Annotated in this window: 10 protein-coding genes; 7 read left to right on the top strand and 3 right to left on the bottom strand. The window is 61.8% G+C overall.

What is annotated here, in order from left to right; genetic code table 11:
* Positions 1 to 34: 34 nt before the first annotated feature.
* From OKW29_RS01635 to OKW29_RS01625, 3 genes are read left to right on the top strand one after another with little or no spacing between them, the layout of a single operon-like run.
* On the top strand, positions 35 to 2,938 hold the full coding sequence (locus tag OKW29_RS01635; protein ID WP_429289720.1) for a TonB-dependent siderophore receptor: 2,904 nt from the start codon (positions 35 to 37) through the stop codon (positions 2,936 to 2,938).
* Between the two features lie 47 nt (positions 2,939 to 2,985).
* Positions 2,986 to 3,780, top strand: a complete 795-nt coding sequence (locus OKW29_RS01630) for a hypothetical protein (protein ID WP_429289719.1) — start codon at positions 2,986 to 2,988, stop codon at positions 3,778 to 3,780.
* A gap of 25 nt (positions 3,781 to 3,805) precedes the next feature.
* On the top strand, positions 3,806 to 4,834 hold the full coding sequence (locus tag OKW29_RS01625; protein ID WP_429289718.1) for an ABC transporter substrate-binding protein: 1,029 nt from the start codon (positions 3,806 to 3,808) through the stop codon (positions 4,832 to 4,834).
* A gap of 563 nt (positions 4,835 to 5,397) precedes the next feature.
* On the opposite strand, the gene OKW29_RS01620 is transcribed toward OKW29_RS01625, so the two are convergent.
* From OKW29_RS01620 to OKW29_RS01610, 3 genes are all read right to left on the bottom strand, one after another.
* The gene (locus OKW29_RS01620; protein WP_429289717.1) at positions 5,398 to 6,969 is read right to left on the bottom strand and encodes a methyl-accepting chemotaxis protein; all 1,572 of its coding nucleotides are present in this window, start codon (positions 6,967 to 6,969) and stop codon (positions 5,398 to 5,400) included.
* A 627-nt stretch (positions 6,970 to 7,596) separates the two neighbouring features.
* Positions 7,597 to 8,982, bottom strand: a complete 1,386-nt coding sequence (locus tag OKW29_RS01615) for a sensor histidine kinase (protein WP_429289716.1) — start codon at positions 8,980 to 8,982, stop codon at positions 7,597 to 7,599.
* The gene (locus OKW29_RS01610; RefSeq protein ID WP_429289715.1) at positions 8,969 to 9,652 is read right to left on the bottom strand and encodes a response regulator transcription factor; all 684 of its coding nucleotides are present in this window, start codon (positions 9,650 to 9,652) and stop codon (positions 8,969 to 8,971) included. The genes OKW29_RS01615 and OKW29_RS01610 overlap by 14 nt, the downstream gene beginning before the upstream one ends.
* A gap of 151 nt (positions 9,653 to 9,803) precedes the next feature.
* Between OKW29_RS01610 and OKW29_RS01605 the strand changes: the two genes are divergently transcribed.
* From OKW29_RS01605 to OKW29_RS01590, 4 genes are all read left to right on the top strand, one after another.
* Entirely contained in the window at positions 9,804 to 10,481 is a 678-nt protein-coding gene (locus OKW29_RS01605) for a response regulator transcription factor (RefSeq protein WP_429289714.1), read from the top strand.
* Positions 10,482 to 10,628: 147 nt separating this feature from the next.
* Positions 10,629 to 12,107 (top strand): efflux transporter outer membrane subunit, encoded by a 1,479-nt coding sequence (locus OKW29_RS01600; protein ID WP_429289713.1) that lies wholly within the window; start codon positions 10,629 to 10,631, stop codon positions 12,105 to 12,107.
* The gene (locus tag OKW29_RS01595; protein WP_429289712.1) at positions 12,104 to 13,315 is read left to right on the top strand and encodes an efflux RND transporter periplasmic adaptor subunit; all 1,212 of its coding nucleotides are present in this window, start codon (positions 12,104 to 12,106) and stop codon (positions 13,313 to 13,315) included. Before OKW29_RS01600 ends, OKW29_RS01595 begins: the two co-directional genes overlap by 4 nt.
* Complete coding sequence (locus tag OKW29_RS01590; protein ID WP_429289711.1) at positions 13,312 to 16,428, top strand: efflux RND transporter permease subunit; 3,117 nt, start codon at positions 13,312 to 13,314, stop codon at positions 16,426 to 16,428. The genes OKW29_RS01595 and OKW29_RS01590 overlap by 4 nt, the downstream gene beginning before the upstream one ends.
* Positions 16,429 to 16,480 lie beyond the last annotated feature (52 nt).

Genomic DNA, 16,480 nt, shown 5'->3' with positions numbered 1-16,480 from the left:
AATTAGTTATCCATATAAAAGCAGGGAGGAGACTGTGTTCAAAGAATCGGTGGTGACGTTGGCTGCCGTGGCCTTGTTTTCCCCTGCGCTCCATGCGCAAGCGGAGACGGGACGCAGCGCCGACGCACAAACGCCGCAAGCCCAGTCGGCGAAGATCTACGCGCAGGAACTGGTGGAACGGACCGTGGCGAGGCATCCGGAACTCGTTCAGCTGGACCTTCACATGCGAGCTCCCGGTGCCACTGAGAGCGTGATCGTGGCCTCGAAGTCCGCCAATAGGATTGGCAAAAAAACGGACCCCGACGACCTGGGGGTGCTCAAGAGCGGTACGCCGTTCGTCGAGGTCAACCGAACGGGCGATCAGAACGTCGAAGTTCATCTGCCTTTGCTCGACGTGACACGCAAGGTAATCGGGGTAGTAGAGCTGACATTTCCGTATCCGCCGGGGTCCGGGCTCGACAAAGAGGCGTTGATTCGCGCGGGAGATGTGATCCGCGACGAGTTGAGCCGTCAGATCAGATACGGCAACGAGATGTTCGATCCCGTGCTCGTCAATACCGGAATACCTGCCAATCCTTATGCGCAGACCCTCGTCGACGACATGATCGCAAGGCACCCCGAGGTGATGGCCCTCGCGATGCACGTCAGGCGCCCCAGCGGGGGAGTCGACTACCCGATTGTCGCGTCCAATATCGGGCGTATCGGTAAGCCCGCGGATGCGGACGATCTTCGCGTCATCGAAAGCGGCAAGCCCAACATCGTAGTGGGCAAGTACGGCGATCGCCTGGAAGTCGAGCTTCCGTTGCAGGACGCCGCAGGCCAGACCGTTGGCGCGCTGGCGGTTGTCTTGCCGTTCAAGAACGGCGAAGACCAGGCCGCGCTGCAGAAAAAGGCCGAAGCACTGAGGGATGAACTAAGCAAACGAATCCCTGACGCCCGTGCGCTCTACGAGCCAACCCAGTTGCAGCCGGCCACGTCGGTGGTCGAGTCAAGGCTCAACAAGGAAGCGCTCGGCAACAAGCAATCGCTGCCGATGACCAAGGAGGTGATGTCGAGCTCGGCGTTGCAGGGCGCGCAGGATGGCGTGACGGATGCGGTCAAGAACCAGGCCGGCGTGGCGCCTACCAATTCGGCGGGCAGTCCTGCCGATGCGGCCAGCATTCGCGGCATCAAGGTCAACCTGTTTGCCAACTACCGGCTCAACGGCGGGTTGCCGATCGCTAATGTGATGACCGTGCCCACGGAGGACAAACAGCGCGTGGAGACGCTGAAGGGAGCGAACGCGTTGATGTTCGGTGTCGCCAGCCCCGCAGGCATCATCAACATGGTGACCAAGCGCGCGCCGGAGACAGATATCGTTTCACTGACGGCGCTGGGAAATTCGTTTGGACAGTACGGCGGCGCGGTCGATGTCAGTCACCGGTTCGGCAGCGAAAAGCAGGTCGGGATTCGCGTCAACGCAGCCGAGACGCACCTCGAAAACGGCGTGAGAGGCGCGAACGGGCGCGGCTGGATCGGCAGCGTGGGCGCTGACTGGAAGATCACGGACCGCCTGAACTTCCAGTTCGACGTGGAGACGTATCGCAAGGAGGTGGTTGAGCAAGGCAGTCTCAGTCTTCCCGCGGCCGTGAACGGGCATATTACCGTGCCGCGCGTGCCCAATCCGCGAAACCTGTTATCGGGGCCATGGGCCGTGTTCTCTGCGAAGACAACGAACGTGCAGGCGCGGGCCGACTACGCCTTCACACCTAATTGGAAGGTTCTGGCGGAAATTGGCCAGTCCGACTCCGATCGTTCCCGCTTGACGACGCGCATCGGAAATTACAACGTTGCCACCGGGGCCAACGGCATTGCTACCGTCAATTCGGTCACCCAGGTCTATTTCAACAAGTACAAGCGCGCGGAGTTGCTCGGCAAGTTCGATACGGGACCCCTCACGCACGATTTGACTATCGGCATTTCGCGCAGCGAACGGATCGCGGAGACGCCGGCGCAAAACTCGACCGTGTTGCCGGTGAGGGTCAACATCTTCGATCCCATTGCGCTGCCCGCTCCGGTGTTTACCAGGCCGAACACGTCACTGCCCAAGCAGTCCAATGCGGACACCGCGGTCTATACCTACGACATCGTTGGCCTCGGCCCCAAGTGGAAAGTGCTGGTCGGCTTTCGCGAAAGCAAGTCGGAAACGAGCGATGGCGTTCAGCAATCCACGACCTGGGTGAAGTCGCCCGCTTTCGGCATCATGTATGACGTTCTGCCGACAACCACACTCTTTGCGAGCTATATGAAGGGTTTGGAGGATGGCGGTGTGGCACCGGTCAACGCGAAGAACGCTTACCAGATACTGCCGCCGGCCATTTCGACGCAAGTCGAGGTAGGCATACGCGACCATTACTTCAAGGGGCTTTCGATCAGCGCCTCGGTATTCGACATTACCCGTGCCAACGCCGTGACGAACTCCGTCACCCAGATCTTCGGCAACGACGGCACCATCGAGTACAAGGGCATGGAAGCCGTGCTGACGCAGGAGATCACACGTCAGTGGTCGATTTCGGAAGCTGTCCAGTACATGCACGCTGAACAGAATCCGGCTATCGACAAGACGATCAAAGGCCTGCCGCCGGAGAACACGCCCAAGTGGATCGGCAACGTCTCGGTGTCGTACCGACCGCTGTGGCTGCCTGGGCTGTCGCTTTCGGCGCGCGCGTCGTTCGTCACCAAACGTCCGGTCAACCCGCAAAATCAGGGGTTCATTCCAGGCTATACCGTGTATTCGCTCGGAGCCGGCTATGCCACGCGAATCGCCGGCAAGCGCGTCGATCTCAGGGTGAGCGTGGACAACCTGTTCAACAAGCGCTATTGGAACTCGGTGCAGACCGGGACGCTCGGCACGGGGATGGATCGCAGCGTGAGAATGGCCGCCAAGATCGATTTTTGAATGACCTCGCAGATATTTTTCTCAAATGTTAGTCACGGATGCCAGACATGAAACAAATCTCGCTTCGATCACTCTGCGCAACGATCGCGCTCTTTCTCGCATTGGCGAGCGCACTCCTGGCCGGCACCACAGATGCCGCCGAGCCGCCCGTCGGGGATGCCTTGTCGCTGGTCATCACTTATCACACGGTGCCGGCTAACCGGAGTGCTTTGCGCCGCGAATTGGTGCAGTCGGCAACGCGCGAATTCGACCGTTGGAAGCGCGATGGACGCGTCAAACACTACAGCCTGCTGTTCAATCGCTATGCCGATTCCGACAACTGGGATGCCATGGCAGTGCTGACATTCTCGACGCCCGACGATCTGTTTCGCTGGCGCATGGTCGAGCGGACAAAGCCCGCAGCGTTATCCGAAAAGGCCTTGGCACTGACCACCGCAGTCCATACGACCCCGGTCGAGGCAAAGCGCGCGGAAGCGCTTGGAACACCGTCACCGAATGCCGTGTACGTGGTCATTCCCTATAAGACGCTCGTCTCGGACAGTGACTATGAGAAATATGTCGACGGCTATGTAATTCCGCAATTCAAAGGATGGATGGAAGAGGGCGTGCTGTCCGGCTATACGCTGTATACGAGCAAGTTTCCGGCTGGGCGGCCATGGACCGCCATGGTGATCCTTCAATACAAGGATGAAGCCGCACTTAGTGAGCGAGAGGCGGTGGTGACGAAGGTCCGTGAGCGGTTGAAGACCAATCCGGACTGGAAAGCGATCAGCGACAGCAAGAAAAGTGTGCGCACTGAGGAACAAGTGGTCATCGCCGACGCCGTCTCAGCAAATCCCTGAACAACTGATCATCATGAGGTCTCCTATGAATACGCTAGCATTTGCTCTTGCATCGGTTCTCTCTCTCGCGGGGCATGCGCAGGCGGCCGAGCCTGCGCCCGCTCCCCCCGCCGGCGACCCGTCGACGCATCGTATCGTTCTGCTGGTCGACGAGATCAAGGCGATTCGCAATTTTCCGGTGGTTCTGGCCGAACGCCTCGGCTATCTGAATGACGGCAAGATGACCGTGACCATGATGAACGTCCGCGACGACGTGCCGACTGTCAATATGCTGAAGGACGGACGGGTCGATGCAGTGGTGGCCTACTATCACCACAACGTTGTGAATCAGGCAAATGGGATCAACACGGAGGCAATCGTCACGCTCGGGGTGACGCCAGGGGCTAAAGTCCTCGTGGCGAATCAGGTCAAGGAGAAATACAAGACTCTAGCCGACCTTAAGGGAAGCCGCTTCATTGCCGGCGGCGCGGGCTCCTCGAAGAGCGCGGTGGCGAACGCTCTGGTGCTCGAAGGAGGGCACGAAGTAGGCGACTATGCACGGTTGGGGACGGACGGAAAAGAGAAAAACGTGGCGGCGCTGCGCGAAGGGGCGGCCGATTTTGTTGTCGCGCCCACACCTGATGGTGATTTTTACGAGTCGAAAGGTGTCGCTACCGTGTTTGCCGACCTGACGACGGTGCAAGGCACGCGTCAGCAATTGGGCGCGCTTTTCCCATCCAGCACAATCTATATGTCGAGCGAGCGCGTCAACTCTCATCCGGAAATCGCGAGGCATTTGGCGAGCGCATTCGTCAGAACCCTCAAATACATCAATTCTCATACGCCCGAGGAGATTCTGGCGGTCATTCCACCGGAGATCACCGGTAAGGACCGTGCCGCCTACCTGAAAGTGCTGAAGGAAGAGATACCGATGTTTGCGACCGACGGCCGCATGCCGGACGATGGCGCAGTGAAGGAGTGGAACGTGTTGGCCAAATTCGATCCGGCCTACGAGGCGGTGAAAGTCGATCACACCTATACCAACGCATTCGTTGATGAGGCGCTGCGTAATTAGCTATTCGCAAGACGAACCCGCACGGCGCGCTTTTGTCGCGCTCTGTCGCGGTAAGAGCATTGGAATCGACAGATGCTCGCTTCGACAGCATCGACAGGCTGGGGCGCTGGAAGCACGCAGCACCCGGCGCAGTCACATATGTACGTTTTACGCCGCCATCAACAAGGAGGCGACTGCGACGTGCAAGCGTCGACTATCTAAGTGCTGCCAGTCGCACGTGGGAGACAGATACGCCGTTGGATCTCCGCATCGTCAAGGGCAATGCGACAGCCCTTCAAGCACCAATTGAACGGTCCGTTTAATCAGCCGGGTAGCAGGAATTTCGGATCGATCTGAGCGCCTCGGCCTGCTGCGATCAGGCTTGCCGCGCCGTGCATTGCCGAGCATTGCCGCCCATGCCGTCCATGCCGCCCATGCGTCGACGGTAAGAACGGTATCGCAACGCGTGCCCCCGGTAGCAACCTGACCGCGGCGAGTTGCTGGTACGCGCGTTAGAGACAGGGCGTGCGAACCTTCGGTGCCGGGACCGGCCTGCGCGGCTTGCTCTGCCGGTCAATCACGCGTTACGCTGATGGCCGCGCATCGTCAACCTTGAAAAAGGCCACCGTTTCACGCAAGGCCCGGGCTTGCTGAGCCATCGACTGCGCTGCTGCCGAGGCTTCTTCAACCAGCGCGGCGTTTTGCTGGGTCACCTGGTCCATCTGGCTGACCGCCTGACTCACCTGCTCGATGCCAGTGCTCTGCTCTACCGAAGCCGACGAGATTTCACCAACGATGTCGGCCACCCGTTTGACCGACTCGACGATCTCATTGATGGTGCGGCCCGCTTCCCCTACGAGCTTCGAGCCGGCGTCCACACGACTTACCGAGTCGCCGATCAGATCCTTGATCTCCTTTGCAGCGGTGGCGCTACGCTGCGCGAGCGTACGGACCTCGCCGGCCACGACAGCAAACCCACGGCCCTGCTCGCCAGCGCGGGCCGCCTCGACCGCTGCGTTGAGCGCAAGAATGTTTGTCTGGAATGCAATGCCTTCAATCACAGTAATGATCTCGGACATTTTTGCCGAACTGCCGGAGATCTCCTGCATCGTCTCGACCACGCGCCCTACCACCTCGCCGCCGCGCCGTGCAACGCCAGATGCCGTGCCGGCCAGCGTCGCTGCCTGCCGGGCGTTGTCCGTATTGTGACGGACCGTGGCCGTCAGTTCTTCCATGCTGGAAGCTGTTTCCTCGAGCGACGCTGCCTGCTCTTCGGTGCGGCTCGACAGATCGAGATTGCCCTGCGCAATCTGTCCACTTGCGGTCGCCACCCCTTCGGCGTTCTCCCGCACTTCCAGAACGACTCGTGACAGACTGTCACGCATCGCCCGCAGAGAAGCCATCAGGCTGCTTGTGTCACCTGGCCGAAGGTCGACGTTCACACCGAGATCGCCGTTGGCAATCCGCTTGCATAGCCCCGCCGCGTAGTCAGGTTCGCCACCGAGGCTCGTCCGGATACTGCGCGCCAGTAATAGCATCCCGACTGTCAGAACCGCGGTCACTATCGCTGCGAGCAACAGATCGCGCAGGAGCGTCACATAGAACAGATGGTCGATATCGTCCACGTAGACACCCGTATACACGTGCCAGTCCCAGTCGGCGACAAAGTCACTGCAGGTAATCTTGCGAACTGGCGTGTCACTGCCGGGCTTTGGCCACACATATTCGCTGAAGTGGTTGCCGCCGGGCGATGAGCTTTTGACGATCTCGACCGCAATGTGGGTGCCGTTCGAATCAACCAGGTCTGCCAGGGACTTGCTTTCAAGTTGTGGCTTGGACGGCAAGAGGAGTGCCGTGACATTCGAGTCGTAGATGCCAAAATAGCCGCTACGGTGCGCGCCATAGCGAAGTCCGCGCAGGTTCTCAAGCGCCTGATGTTTCGCTTCGGCGATCGATAAAGTATTGTCGGCGACCTTCTTCTGGTAATAGGAAATCACGCCCAGCGCGGTATCTATCTGCTGCGACAGCATGCTCTTGCGCTGTTCGAGCATATCGGATCGGTTCATCCACGCGCTCGTGACGACGAGCACACCAAGGCCAAACCAGAGAAGAGCCAGGATGCTCCAGAGCTTCTGGTTCAAGGTCAAACGCTTCATTTATGCCAGTCTCACAGATGGGGTCCGTCAGTTCACTCAAACCTGCCACTGGCGGCAACCTGATTGCCTGCCTGGCAGATCGGCTCATCTCTCGAGCGTCGGGTCGCATGCCAGATCCGTTTCCCCGTCGGGCCGGTCGTGGTTTCACGCTCACCGTTCGCAATGACACGATTACGGCAAACGCCAGCGGAACTTGAGCAAATAAAGATTTCGCCCGGTGCGCCAGGCGACCAGACAGTGGATAAACGTAAAAGCGCAGTCACCGCCGACATCGTTGAAATCCGCCCCACACCGGCATCAACGGATCAATCGCTATGAGGTTTGCTCACCCGGCATCGGGTCCAGGATCTCATCCGGTAGCAAGCCCCTGCCTCAGCATGATCGGCCTGTGCAATTCTTTCCATAAGACCGACGGCTCGAGTCACATGATCTGCACACGAAAGCTCCCGCCGAATTCCAGATTGCGCGCTCTGGCGTGTGACGGTTAGGGTGAGCGTGTGCATGGGGCGCCAATCTGAGCGTTTTTTTCGCGCAAGACTGTATGTGACAAAAAACAGTGCGCGAAGCAGAAGCTTAGGCCCGCCGAGAACCTTACGGAGCGAGGTCAATGCACCGGCAGGTTATCGATCATCGGCTATCCGCAATATGACGTTGGGTACGTTGGGCGGGTTTGAACAGGCTGATCTCGCAACCGACGTTCGTGTCGTGGAACGCCAGCATCATGCCGTGCATGCCGGCTACGGCGGTGGCAAGACTGAGCCCCAGGCCGCTGCCGGGCGTATGGCGGCTCGCCTCTCCACGATAGAAACGGCGCAGGACGGCATCGCGCTCGGTCGGTGCGATGCCCGGTCCATTGTCGCGTACCGTCACGCCGGCCCCTCGTCCGTCGTGCCACAGCGTCATGTGCACGGCTCCGCCATGCGGTGCGAACTTGACGGCGTTCTCCACCAGATTCGCCAGCGCCTCGAATAGCAGATTCGGATCGCCCTGGATTTCCAGCGGGCCGGACACGGTGCGCTCCAGTTCGAATGCAATCTGCTTGTCTTCGGCGGTCGGCTCGTAGAACTCGAACACGTCGTCGGCGACGGCGGCCAGATCGAAGCTGGTGAAGCCGGCGCGGCGCACGCCGCTTTCGATTTCCGAAATGCGCAGCAGTGCGTTGAAAGTGCGTAGCAGGCCGCTGGTTTCCACGATGGTTTCATCAATGGCCGCGCGATACTCTGCCTCGGTTCTGGCGCGCCGTTGCGCACGTTCGAGTCGGCCGAGCACCCGCGTGAGCGGCGTGCGTAGATCGTGCGCAATCGCATCGCACACGCCTTTGACCTCGTTCATCAGGCGCTCGATTTCGTCGAGCATCCCGTTCACGACGCCGACCAGGCGATCCACGTCGTCGCGTTTCGAATGCACCGGCAAACGCCTGCTGAGATTGCCGGCGACGATTTCCTCGATCGACGCCGTCACCGCATCGAGCCGCCGCATCGCCGAAATGCCAATCAGGCTCGCCCCGATCAGGCCGATCAAGAGCGTGATCATTGCGGTGGAAAGCAGCGCTTGCACCAGTTCGTCGTCGAAGTGGTCGAGCTCGAGGGTGTTCTGGCATTGCAAAGCGATGCGGCTATCGGTCACGTGCGCGGCGATGCATCGACCAGGCGGGTGGCCCGGCACATTTGCGAGGCGCGTCGAAAACGGCTTGTCAAAGACGGGGATCGCCGGCAGATCGCCCGCATAGCCGCCAGCAAGATGTTTGCCGCTGGCTTCGAACAGGCCGAACGGGCGCTGGCGGCGCGGATCGAACCGGTTCTGATGTTCGAATCGCGCGACCAGTTCGTCCGGCGCTTCGCGTTTCAATTGTGCGTGCTCGCGAATCAGCCAGTCGTCGATGCGCTCCTGTTCGAAGCCGGTGATCTCGCGGTACAGATAACCGAACAGCAGCATCGCGATCACGCCGAACAGCATCAGAAACAGCGTGGCGAGGCGAAAGCCGGTAGTGCGGTGCAGTTCAGTCAGGCGCATGTAGCGTGTACCCCGAGCCGCGCACGGTATCGATCATCGGAGCCGTCCCGTCCGGGTCGAGCTTCTTTCTGAGACGGCTGATGTGCACGTCGATCACGTTGGTCCGCTCGTCGAGCCGGTAGTCCCATACCGCTTCGAACAGCATGGTGCGGCTCACCACCTGGCCTTCGTGCTGCATCAGGTATTCGAGCAGCCGGTACTCGCGCGGCAGCAGCGGTACCGGGCGGCCGGCGCAGGTCACTTCGCGTTTGAGCGGGTCCAGACGCAACGGGCCGACGAGGTACTCCTGCACACCGGGCGCCGCCTCGCGACGGCGCATCAATGCATCGAGCCGCGCGGTCAGTTCGATGAACTCGAACGGTTTGGTCAGATAGTCGTCTCCGCCGGCGCGCAAACCGCGCACACGTTCGTTGACCGCGGACAGCGCGCTCAGGATCAGCACCGGCGTGAGGACGCCGGCGCTGCGCAACGCCGACAGCATGCCGAGCCCTTCGAGGCCGCCCGGCAACATGCGATCGAGCACGATCGCGTCATAACTGTTGGCGACCGCGAGCATCAAACCGTCGCGGCCGGTGCTCGCGGTTTCGACATTGCAGCCGTGATCGGTGAGCGCTTCAACGATCTCTGCGAGAGTCTGCCCGTCGTCCTCGACGACCAATACGTTCGACATGCTTTTTTCCGGAAATGAGCGAGCGTCGAACCTGCGCTAGCCGGCCGATTTACACTACGCTCGTACCTACGATGTCCGCAGTATGCCGCGCGAAGCTGCACAGGCGTTTCGCGCCAACATGAAAAAATTTTAATGTAAGCCCCGATTGCGTATGCGAATCCTGCTAATTGAAGACGATACGCGCGCCAGCCAGTTCCTGGCGCGTGGCCTGAGCGAGAGCGGTCTGATTGTCGACACGGTGGCCGATGGTGCGACCGGGCTCGCCTATGCGCGCGAGGGCATCTATGACGTGATTGTGACTGATCGGCGCTTACCGGCACTCGCCGGCCTGGCCCTCGTCCAGCAGTTGCGCGCCGGTGGGAATACGACGCCGGTACTGATGCTGTCGGCGGTCGGCGGCCTGAACGAACGCGTGGAGGCGATTCGCGCAGGTTGCGACGACTATCTCGTGAAGCCGTATGCGTTCGTCGAAGCACTGGCAAGAATCGAGGCGCTCGCGCGGCGCGCCGATCGCAGCAGGATGAGCGAGCGGCTCGAATGTGCGGATCTGGTACTCGACACGCGGGCGCGGACCGCAAACCGCGGCGGTCGTGATCTGCGCCTGCAGCACCGCGAATTCCTTTTGCTCGAATGTTTGGTGCGCCGCGAGGGACAGGTCGTGACACGCAGCATGCTGCTCGAGGCGGCCTGGAATTACGATTTCGAGCCGCGAGGCAACATCATTGATATGCACATGCATCGGCTGCGGGCAAAGGTCGATCGTGATTTTCCCATGGCGCTGATTCATACGGTGGTCGGCGCGGGATACGTGTTGAACCCGGCGCCCTGACACGCGCGGAAAGCCTTGTAAGCCCCGGCTCGGGCGCGCCGACGCGTCATGTTGCGCCGCATTAAATTTTTTTAATTAATGGGCGAAAGCGCCGACAGGACCCGCTGGCTAATCTGGCGACACTTCTAGTTGCCGGAGCGTTCTCCAATGTCAGGACTGTCCCGTTGGGCGCCGCTTTCGCGCGCCGTCAGTCCACCTGCGCGCGTATCGTGCCTGCGCGCCGCCTTATGTGCGCTCGGCCTCGCGTTGCTGGCCGGGTGTTCGCTTGTGCCTGCCTATCAACGGCCGGGCGCGCCGCTGGCGCAATCCTTCGATGGGGCGGCCGGAGAGTCGCTCGCCGCTACCGTGCCAGTCAGAAGCGGCTGGTGGCGCGAGTATCACGACCCCGCGCTCGACGCGCTGATCGATCGCAGCCTGCGCAACAACTTCACGCTGGCGTCCGCGATTGCGAGCGTCGAACAGGCGCGCGGCAACGCCGAGAGAGCCGGTGCGCCGCAGTATCCGTCGCTATCGCTCGGCGCCACCTTCGATCGCAGCCATCAGGGACGTGGTTCGACCACGAAGACCCAGAGCCTGTTCGCCGAAGCCAGTTACGAGGTGGACTTCTGGGGCTTCAACGCCGCCAACGCCAGCGCCGCCGACCTGCTCGCGCGCGCCTCCGGGTTCGATCGCGATACGGTGGCGCTGACGCTGACCGCATCGGTCACCGACACATATTTTCAGGTGCAGAGCCTGCGCCGCCGGCTCGTGATTGCGCGTTCCATTTCCGACGATGCCGCGCACATTCTGCAACTGCTGCTCGCGCAACAGCAGGCGGGCGTCGCGACCGAATTGCAGGTGCAGCAGCAGCGCAACGCGCTCGCCACCTTCCAGGCGGCCGTGCCGGCGCTGCAACAGCAGCTCGATACCAACATCCATGCGCTTGCGGTGCTGGCGGGCACCGCGCCTGAACAATTCACGGTCAGCGACGCCGCGCTCGCCGACATCCCGATTCCCCAACCGCGCCCCAATCTGCCCGCGAGCTTGCTGGAAACGCGCCCCGACATCCGTTCGAAGGAGGCGCAGTTGCAGTCGGCGAATCAGAGTGTCGGCGCGGCGCGCGCGGCCTTTCTGCCGAACATCGTACTGACCGCGGACGGCGGGCTGAGCAGCAAGTCGCTGTCGCATTTCCTGTCGAGCCCGTTCGCCAGTCTCGCCACCTCGCTGGCGGCGCCAATCTTCGATGGCGGCGCGCTACGTGGCCAGTTGCACGCGAGCCAGGCGGCCGAAGCGAAGGGCGTCGCGGATTACCGGCAATCCGTAATAACCGCGCTGCAGGACGTGGAGGACTCGCTCACGGCGGCGCAACAGCAGCAGCTCGCGGAAGTCGCTGACCAGAACGCCGCCGACGCCGCCCGCAAAGCCGCCACGCTCGCGCAAGCCCAGTACAAGCTCGGCACCGTCGACTTTCTGACCGTGCTCGACGCGCAACGCACGCTGTATCAGTCTGAAGACACGCTGGTGCAGGCGCGGCTCGCGCGCCTGCAAGCGTCCGTGAGCCTGTTTCGCGCGTTCGGCGGCGGCTTCGGCGTGACCAACGATAGTGATAGCAGCACCGCCTCCACCTCTACGTCATCCCGCTCATGAAATCTGCAGACCTTCCGAACCACGAGGCGCCCCGCGGACGCGGCCGCGCGCCGCTCATCCTGGCGTTCGCCGTCCTTGTCGCGATGTTGGCGGTGTGGTTCTGGCCGCGGCACCCGGCGGTCAAGGCGGCGACCGCCGTGCCGGTCAACGCCGGTCATCCGGTGAGCCGCGACTTTCCGATTCGCGTCGCCGCGGTGGGCACGGTGCTCGCGCTCAATACCGTGGACGTCAAAGTACGTGTCGACGGGCAATTGCAGCGCGTCGCATTCACCGAAGGACAGGACGTGAAAGCCGGCCAGTTGCTCGCGCAACTCGATCAGGGACCGCTCACCGCGCAGCTGCATCAAGCGGAAGCGGCGCAGCGCAAAGACCAGGCATCGCTCAATAACGCGCGCCTCGATCTCGCGCGCTACTCGAAGCTGGTCGGCATCGGCGCGGCGACGACTCAGGCGGTGGACACCGCGAAGGCGCAAGTCGAAGCGCTCTCCGCGACCGTCGCTGCGGACGCCGCGCTGGTGCAAAGCGACCGGCTGCAATTGAGCTTCACCACGTTGAGCGCGCCGTTCACCGGACGCGTCGGCGCACGCGAAGCCGATATCGGCGCGATCGTGCATCCGGCCGACACCACCGGCATCGTCACCGTCACGCAGATGGAGCCGATCACCGTGCTGTTCTCCGTGCCGCAGGACGTGCTGCCCGAACTGCTCGCGAATCAGGCGAAAGCGCCGCTGGCGGTGAACGTGACCACGGGTTCCGGCAGCACGCCGCTCGCCGACGGCACGCTGGTGTTCATCGATAGCACGGTCGACCCCACGACCGGCCAGATCAGGCTCAAGGCTTCGTTCACCAACCAGGACCGCAAGCTGTGGCCCGGCGAGCTGGTGAATGCGCGCGTGCTGGTGCGCACCGATACGCAGCGGCTCGCGGTGCCGAGCCGCGCGGTGGTGAACTCGCAGAACGGCACGCAGCTCTATGTGATCGCCGCGAACGGCACGGCGCAGATGCGCCCGGTGCAAAGCGGGGTCACCGTCGACGGCATGACGGAGATACGCAGCGGCATTGCGCCCGCGGATCTCGTCGTGTTCGATGGCCAAAGCCGCTTGAACCCGGGCGTGCATGTGACGGCGACCCCGGTTCCCGCCCGTTCCGAAGCGCCGCCCAACGCGAATTTGGCAGGCAGCCAGACTAATGAGGACGATCCGTCATGAGCCTCATGGAATTGTTCATCAAGCGGCGCATCGCGACCAGTTTTCTGGCGATCGCGGTGCTGCTGGTCGGCGCGGTGGCGTATTTTCTGCTGCCGGTCGCGCCGCTGCCGCAGGTCGATTTTCCGACCATCCAGGTTGTCGCCAAGTTGCCCGGCGCGAGCGCGGAAACCATGGCGACCTCGGTGGCGACACCACTGGAGCGGCAACTTTCGCTGATTGCGGGCGTGACGCAGATGACGTCGTCGAGCTCGCTCGGCAACACCAGCATTGCCGTGCAATTCGATCTCTCGCGCGACATCAATGGCGCGGCGCAGGATGTGCAGACGGCGATCAACGCAGCCGGCGGCACGTTGCCGAAGAACCTGCCGAACCCGCCGACCTATCAGAAAGTCAACCCGGCCGACTTCACGTTGTTGTCACTGGCGCTGACTTCGCCATCACTCACGCTCACGCAACTCGACAGCTACGCCGAAGACTATCTGGCGCAACAGATCTCGCAGATGCCCGGCGTCGGTCTCGTTGATTTCCACGGCCAGCAGCGGCCCGCAGTGCGTATTCAGCTCGACCCCGACAAGCTCACCGCGCGTGGTCTGACGCTGGAAGACGTGCGCTCGATCGTCGGCGACGTGCAGACGGTCAATGCACCGAAGGGCAGCCTGAACGGCCCGGATCGCTCGGTGATCTTCAACGCGACCGACCAGATCACGACCGCCTCGCAGTATCGCGATCTGGTGGTCGCGTACAAGAATGGCGCGCCGATTCGCATGTCCGATCTCGGCACCGTGCTGAACGCCGCCGAGGACAACCAGCAGGCCGCATGGCTTCAGCACGAACGCGCGATCATCCTCGATGTTCACAAGCAGCCCGGCTATAACGTCGTGCAGACGATCGCCAACATCAAGGCGAAGCTGCCCGCGCTCGAAGCGATGCTGCCCGCGGCCGCGCATCTGCATGTGGTGGGCGATCGCACGCAGACCATCAATGCGTCGGTGCACGACGTGCAGTTCACGCTGATGCTGACGATCGCGCTCGTCGTCATGGTGATCTTCTCGTTCCTGCGCAACGTATGGGCGACCATCATTCCGAGCCTGACGATTCCGCTGTCGCTGGTCGCCACGTTCGGCGTCATGTATCTGCTCGGCTATAGCCTCGACAATCTGTCGCTGATGGGCTTGACCATCGCGGTAGGCTTCGTGGTGGACGATGCGATCGTCGTGATCGAAAACGTCATGCGGCATATCGAAGAGGGCGTGCCGAGAATGAAGGCCGCCTTGCTTGGCGCGATGGAAGTGCGCTTCACGATCATTTCGATGACCATCTCGCTGATCGCCGTGTTCATCCCGATCCTGTTGATGGGCGGCATCGTCGGCCGGCTGTTCCGCGAATTCGCAGTGACGGTGAGCGCCGCGATAGTGATGTCGGCGCTGGTATCGCTGACCGTTACGCCGATGCTGTGCGGCTGGCTGATCCGTTTGCCCGAGCCGGATGGCGGCGGCCGGATGCGCAGGCTCGAAGCATGGCTTGAAGCCGTGTTTAGCGCAGTAGAGCGGCGCTACGAGCGTGGCCTCGATAGGGTGCTGGACCGCCAGAAGATGATGCTGGCTGTCACGGTGGCGACGATCGTCGCCACCGGCGCGTTGTTCGCCGTGATCCCCAAGGGATTTTTCCCGCAGGAGGACTCCGGTCTGATCATGGGCGTCGCCCAGGCCGCGCCGGATATTTCGCCCCGCTCGATGTCGCAGAAGATGCAGCAGGTGGGCCATATCATCGAGGCCGACCCCGCCGTCGACAACGTTTACTACTGGATGGGTCCTAACCCGACCGTGAGCCAGGGGCGCGTCATGATCAACCTGAAACCGTTCGCTCAGCGCAAGGACAGTGCTGCGCAGGTGCTCAATCGTTTAAAGCCGCAGTTGGCGAAGGTCATGGGCATCTCGTTGTCGATGCAGGTCCGGCAGGATATTCAGGTGGGCGGCCGTATCAGCGCCGCGCAGTATCAGTACACGTTGCAGGACCCTGACATCAACGAGTTGAATCACTGGGCGGGCGTACTGACCGATCGCCTGTCGAAGCTGCCGCAATTGGCCGACGTCACGTCCGACCAGCAGGCCGCCGCTACCAGCGCGACACTCGTGATCGATCGCAGCACCGCTTCGCGTTTCGGTATCACGGCGCAAGCCATCGACGACACGCTTTACGATGCATTCGGCCAGCGGCAGATTGCGACGCTGTTCACGCAGTTGAATCAGTACCACGTCGTCGAAGAAGTCGATCCGCGCTTTCAATTGACGACGGATGCACTGGCGCATCTCTACGTGCGTTCGCCGCTCACGAACGAACTGGTGCCGCTCGACACGCTCGCCAGGATCGAAAACAATGTGTCGCCGATCTCGGTGAATCACCAGGGCTTGTTCCCGGCCGTGACGATCTCGTTCAATCTGGCGGCGGGTCAGTCGCTTGGCAACGCGGTGGCGGCGATTCGCCAGGCCGAAGTCGCGGCAGGCAAGCCAGATAGTTTGACGGGCTCGTTTCAGGGCACTGCGCAGGCGTTCCAGGCGTCGCTCGCGAGTGAGCCGTATCTGATCGCCGCGGCGCTCGTGGTGGTCTATCTGATTCTCGGCATCCTGTACGAAAGCGCGATTCATCCGCTCACCATCATTTCGACGCTGCCCTCGGCGGGCGTGGGTGCGTTGCTCGCGTTGATGCTGTGCGGTCAGGATCTGTCGATCATGGGCATGATTGGCATCATCCTGCTGATTGGTATCGTCAAGAAGAACGCGATCATGATGATCGACTTCGCGCTGGTGGCCGAGCGCGAGCAGGGTATGTCGCCGCGAGAAGCGATCCGGCAGGCCTGTGTGCTGCGCTTCCGTCCAATCATGATGACAACGCTCGCCGCGCTGTTCGGCGCACTGCCGCTTGCGCTAGGGCACGGCGCCGGTGCCGAATTGCGCGTGCCGCTCGGCATAGCGATTGTAGGCGGACTGATTGTTTCGCAAATGCTGACGTTGTTCACGACGCCGGTCGTGCACCTGTGGTTTGACCGTCTGTCGCATTGGCTCGCTGATTGGCGTACGAAGGGCAGTGCGATCGAGCAGCATACCGTCGCTTGACGGCCTTCAGCCTGCCCGGGGGGCTTCTTTGGTACCGTCAACTTGTTGAAGG

Source organism: Paraburkholderia sp. CI3, assembly GCF_050436505.1.
Lineage (GTDB): Bacteria > Pseudomonadota > Gammaproteobacteria > Burkholderiales > Burkholderiaceae > Paraburkholderia > Paraburkholderia tuberum.
The sequence above is the reverse complement of the archived record's forward strand: the minus strand, read 5'-3'. Positions and strand labels throughout refer to the sequence as shown.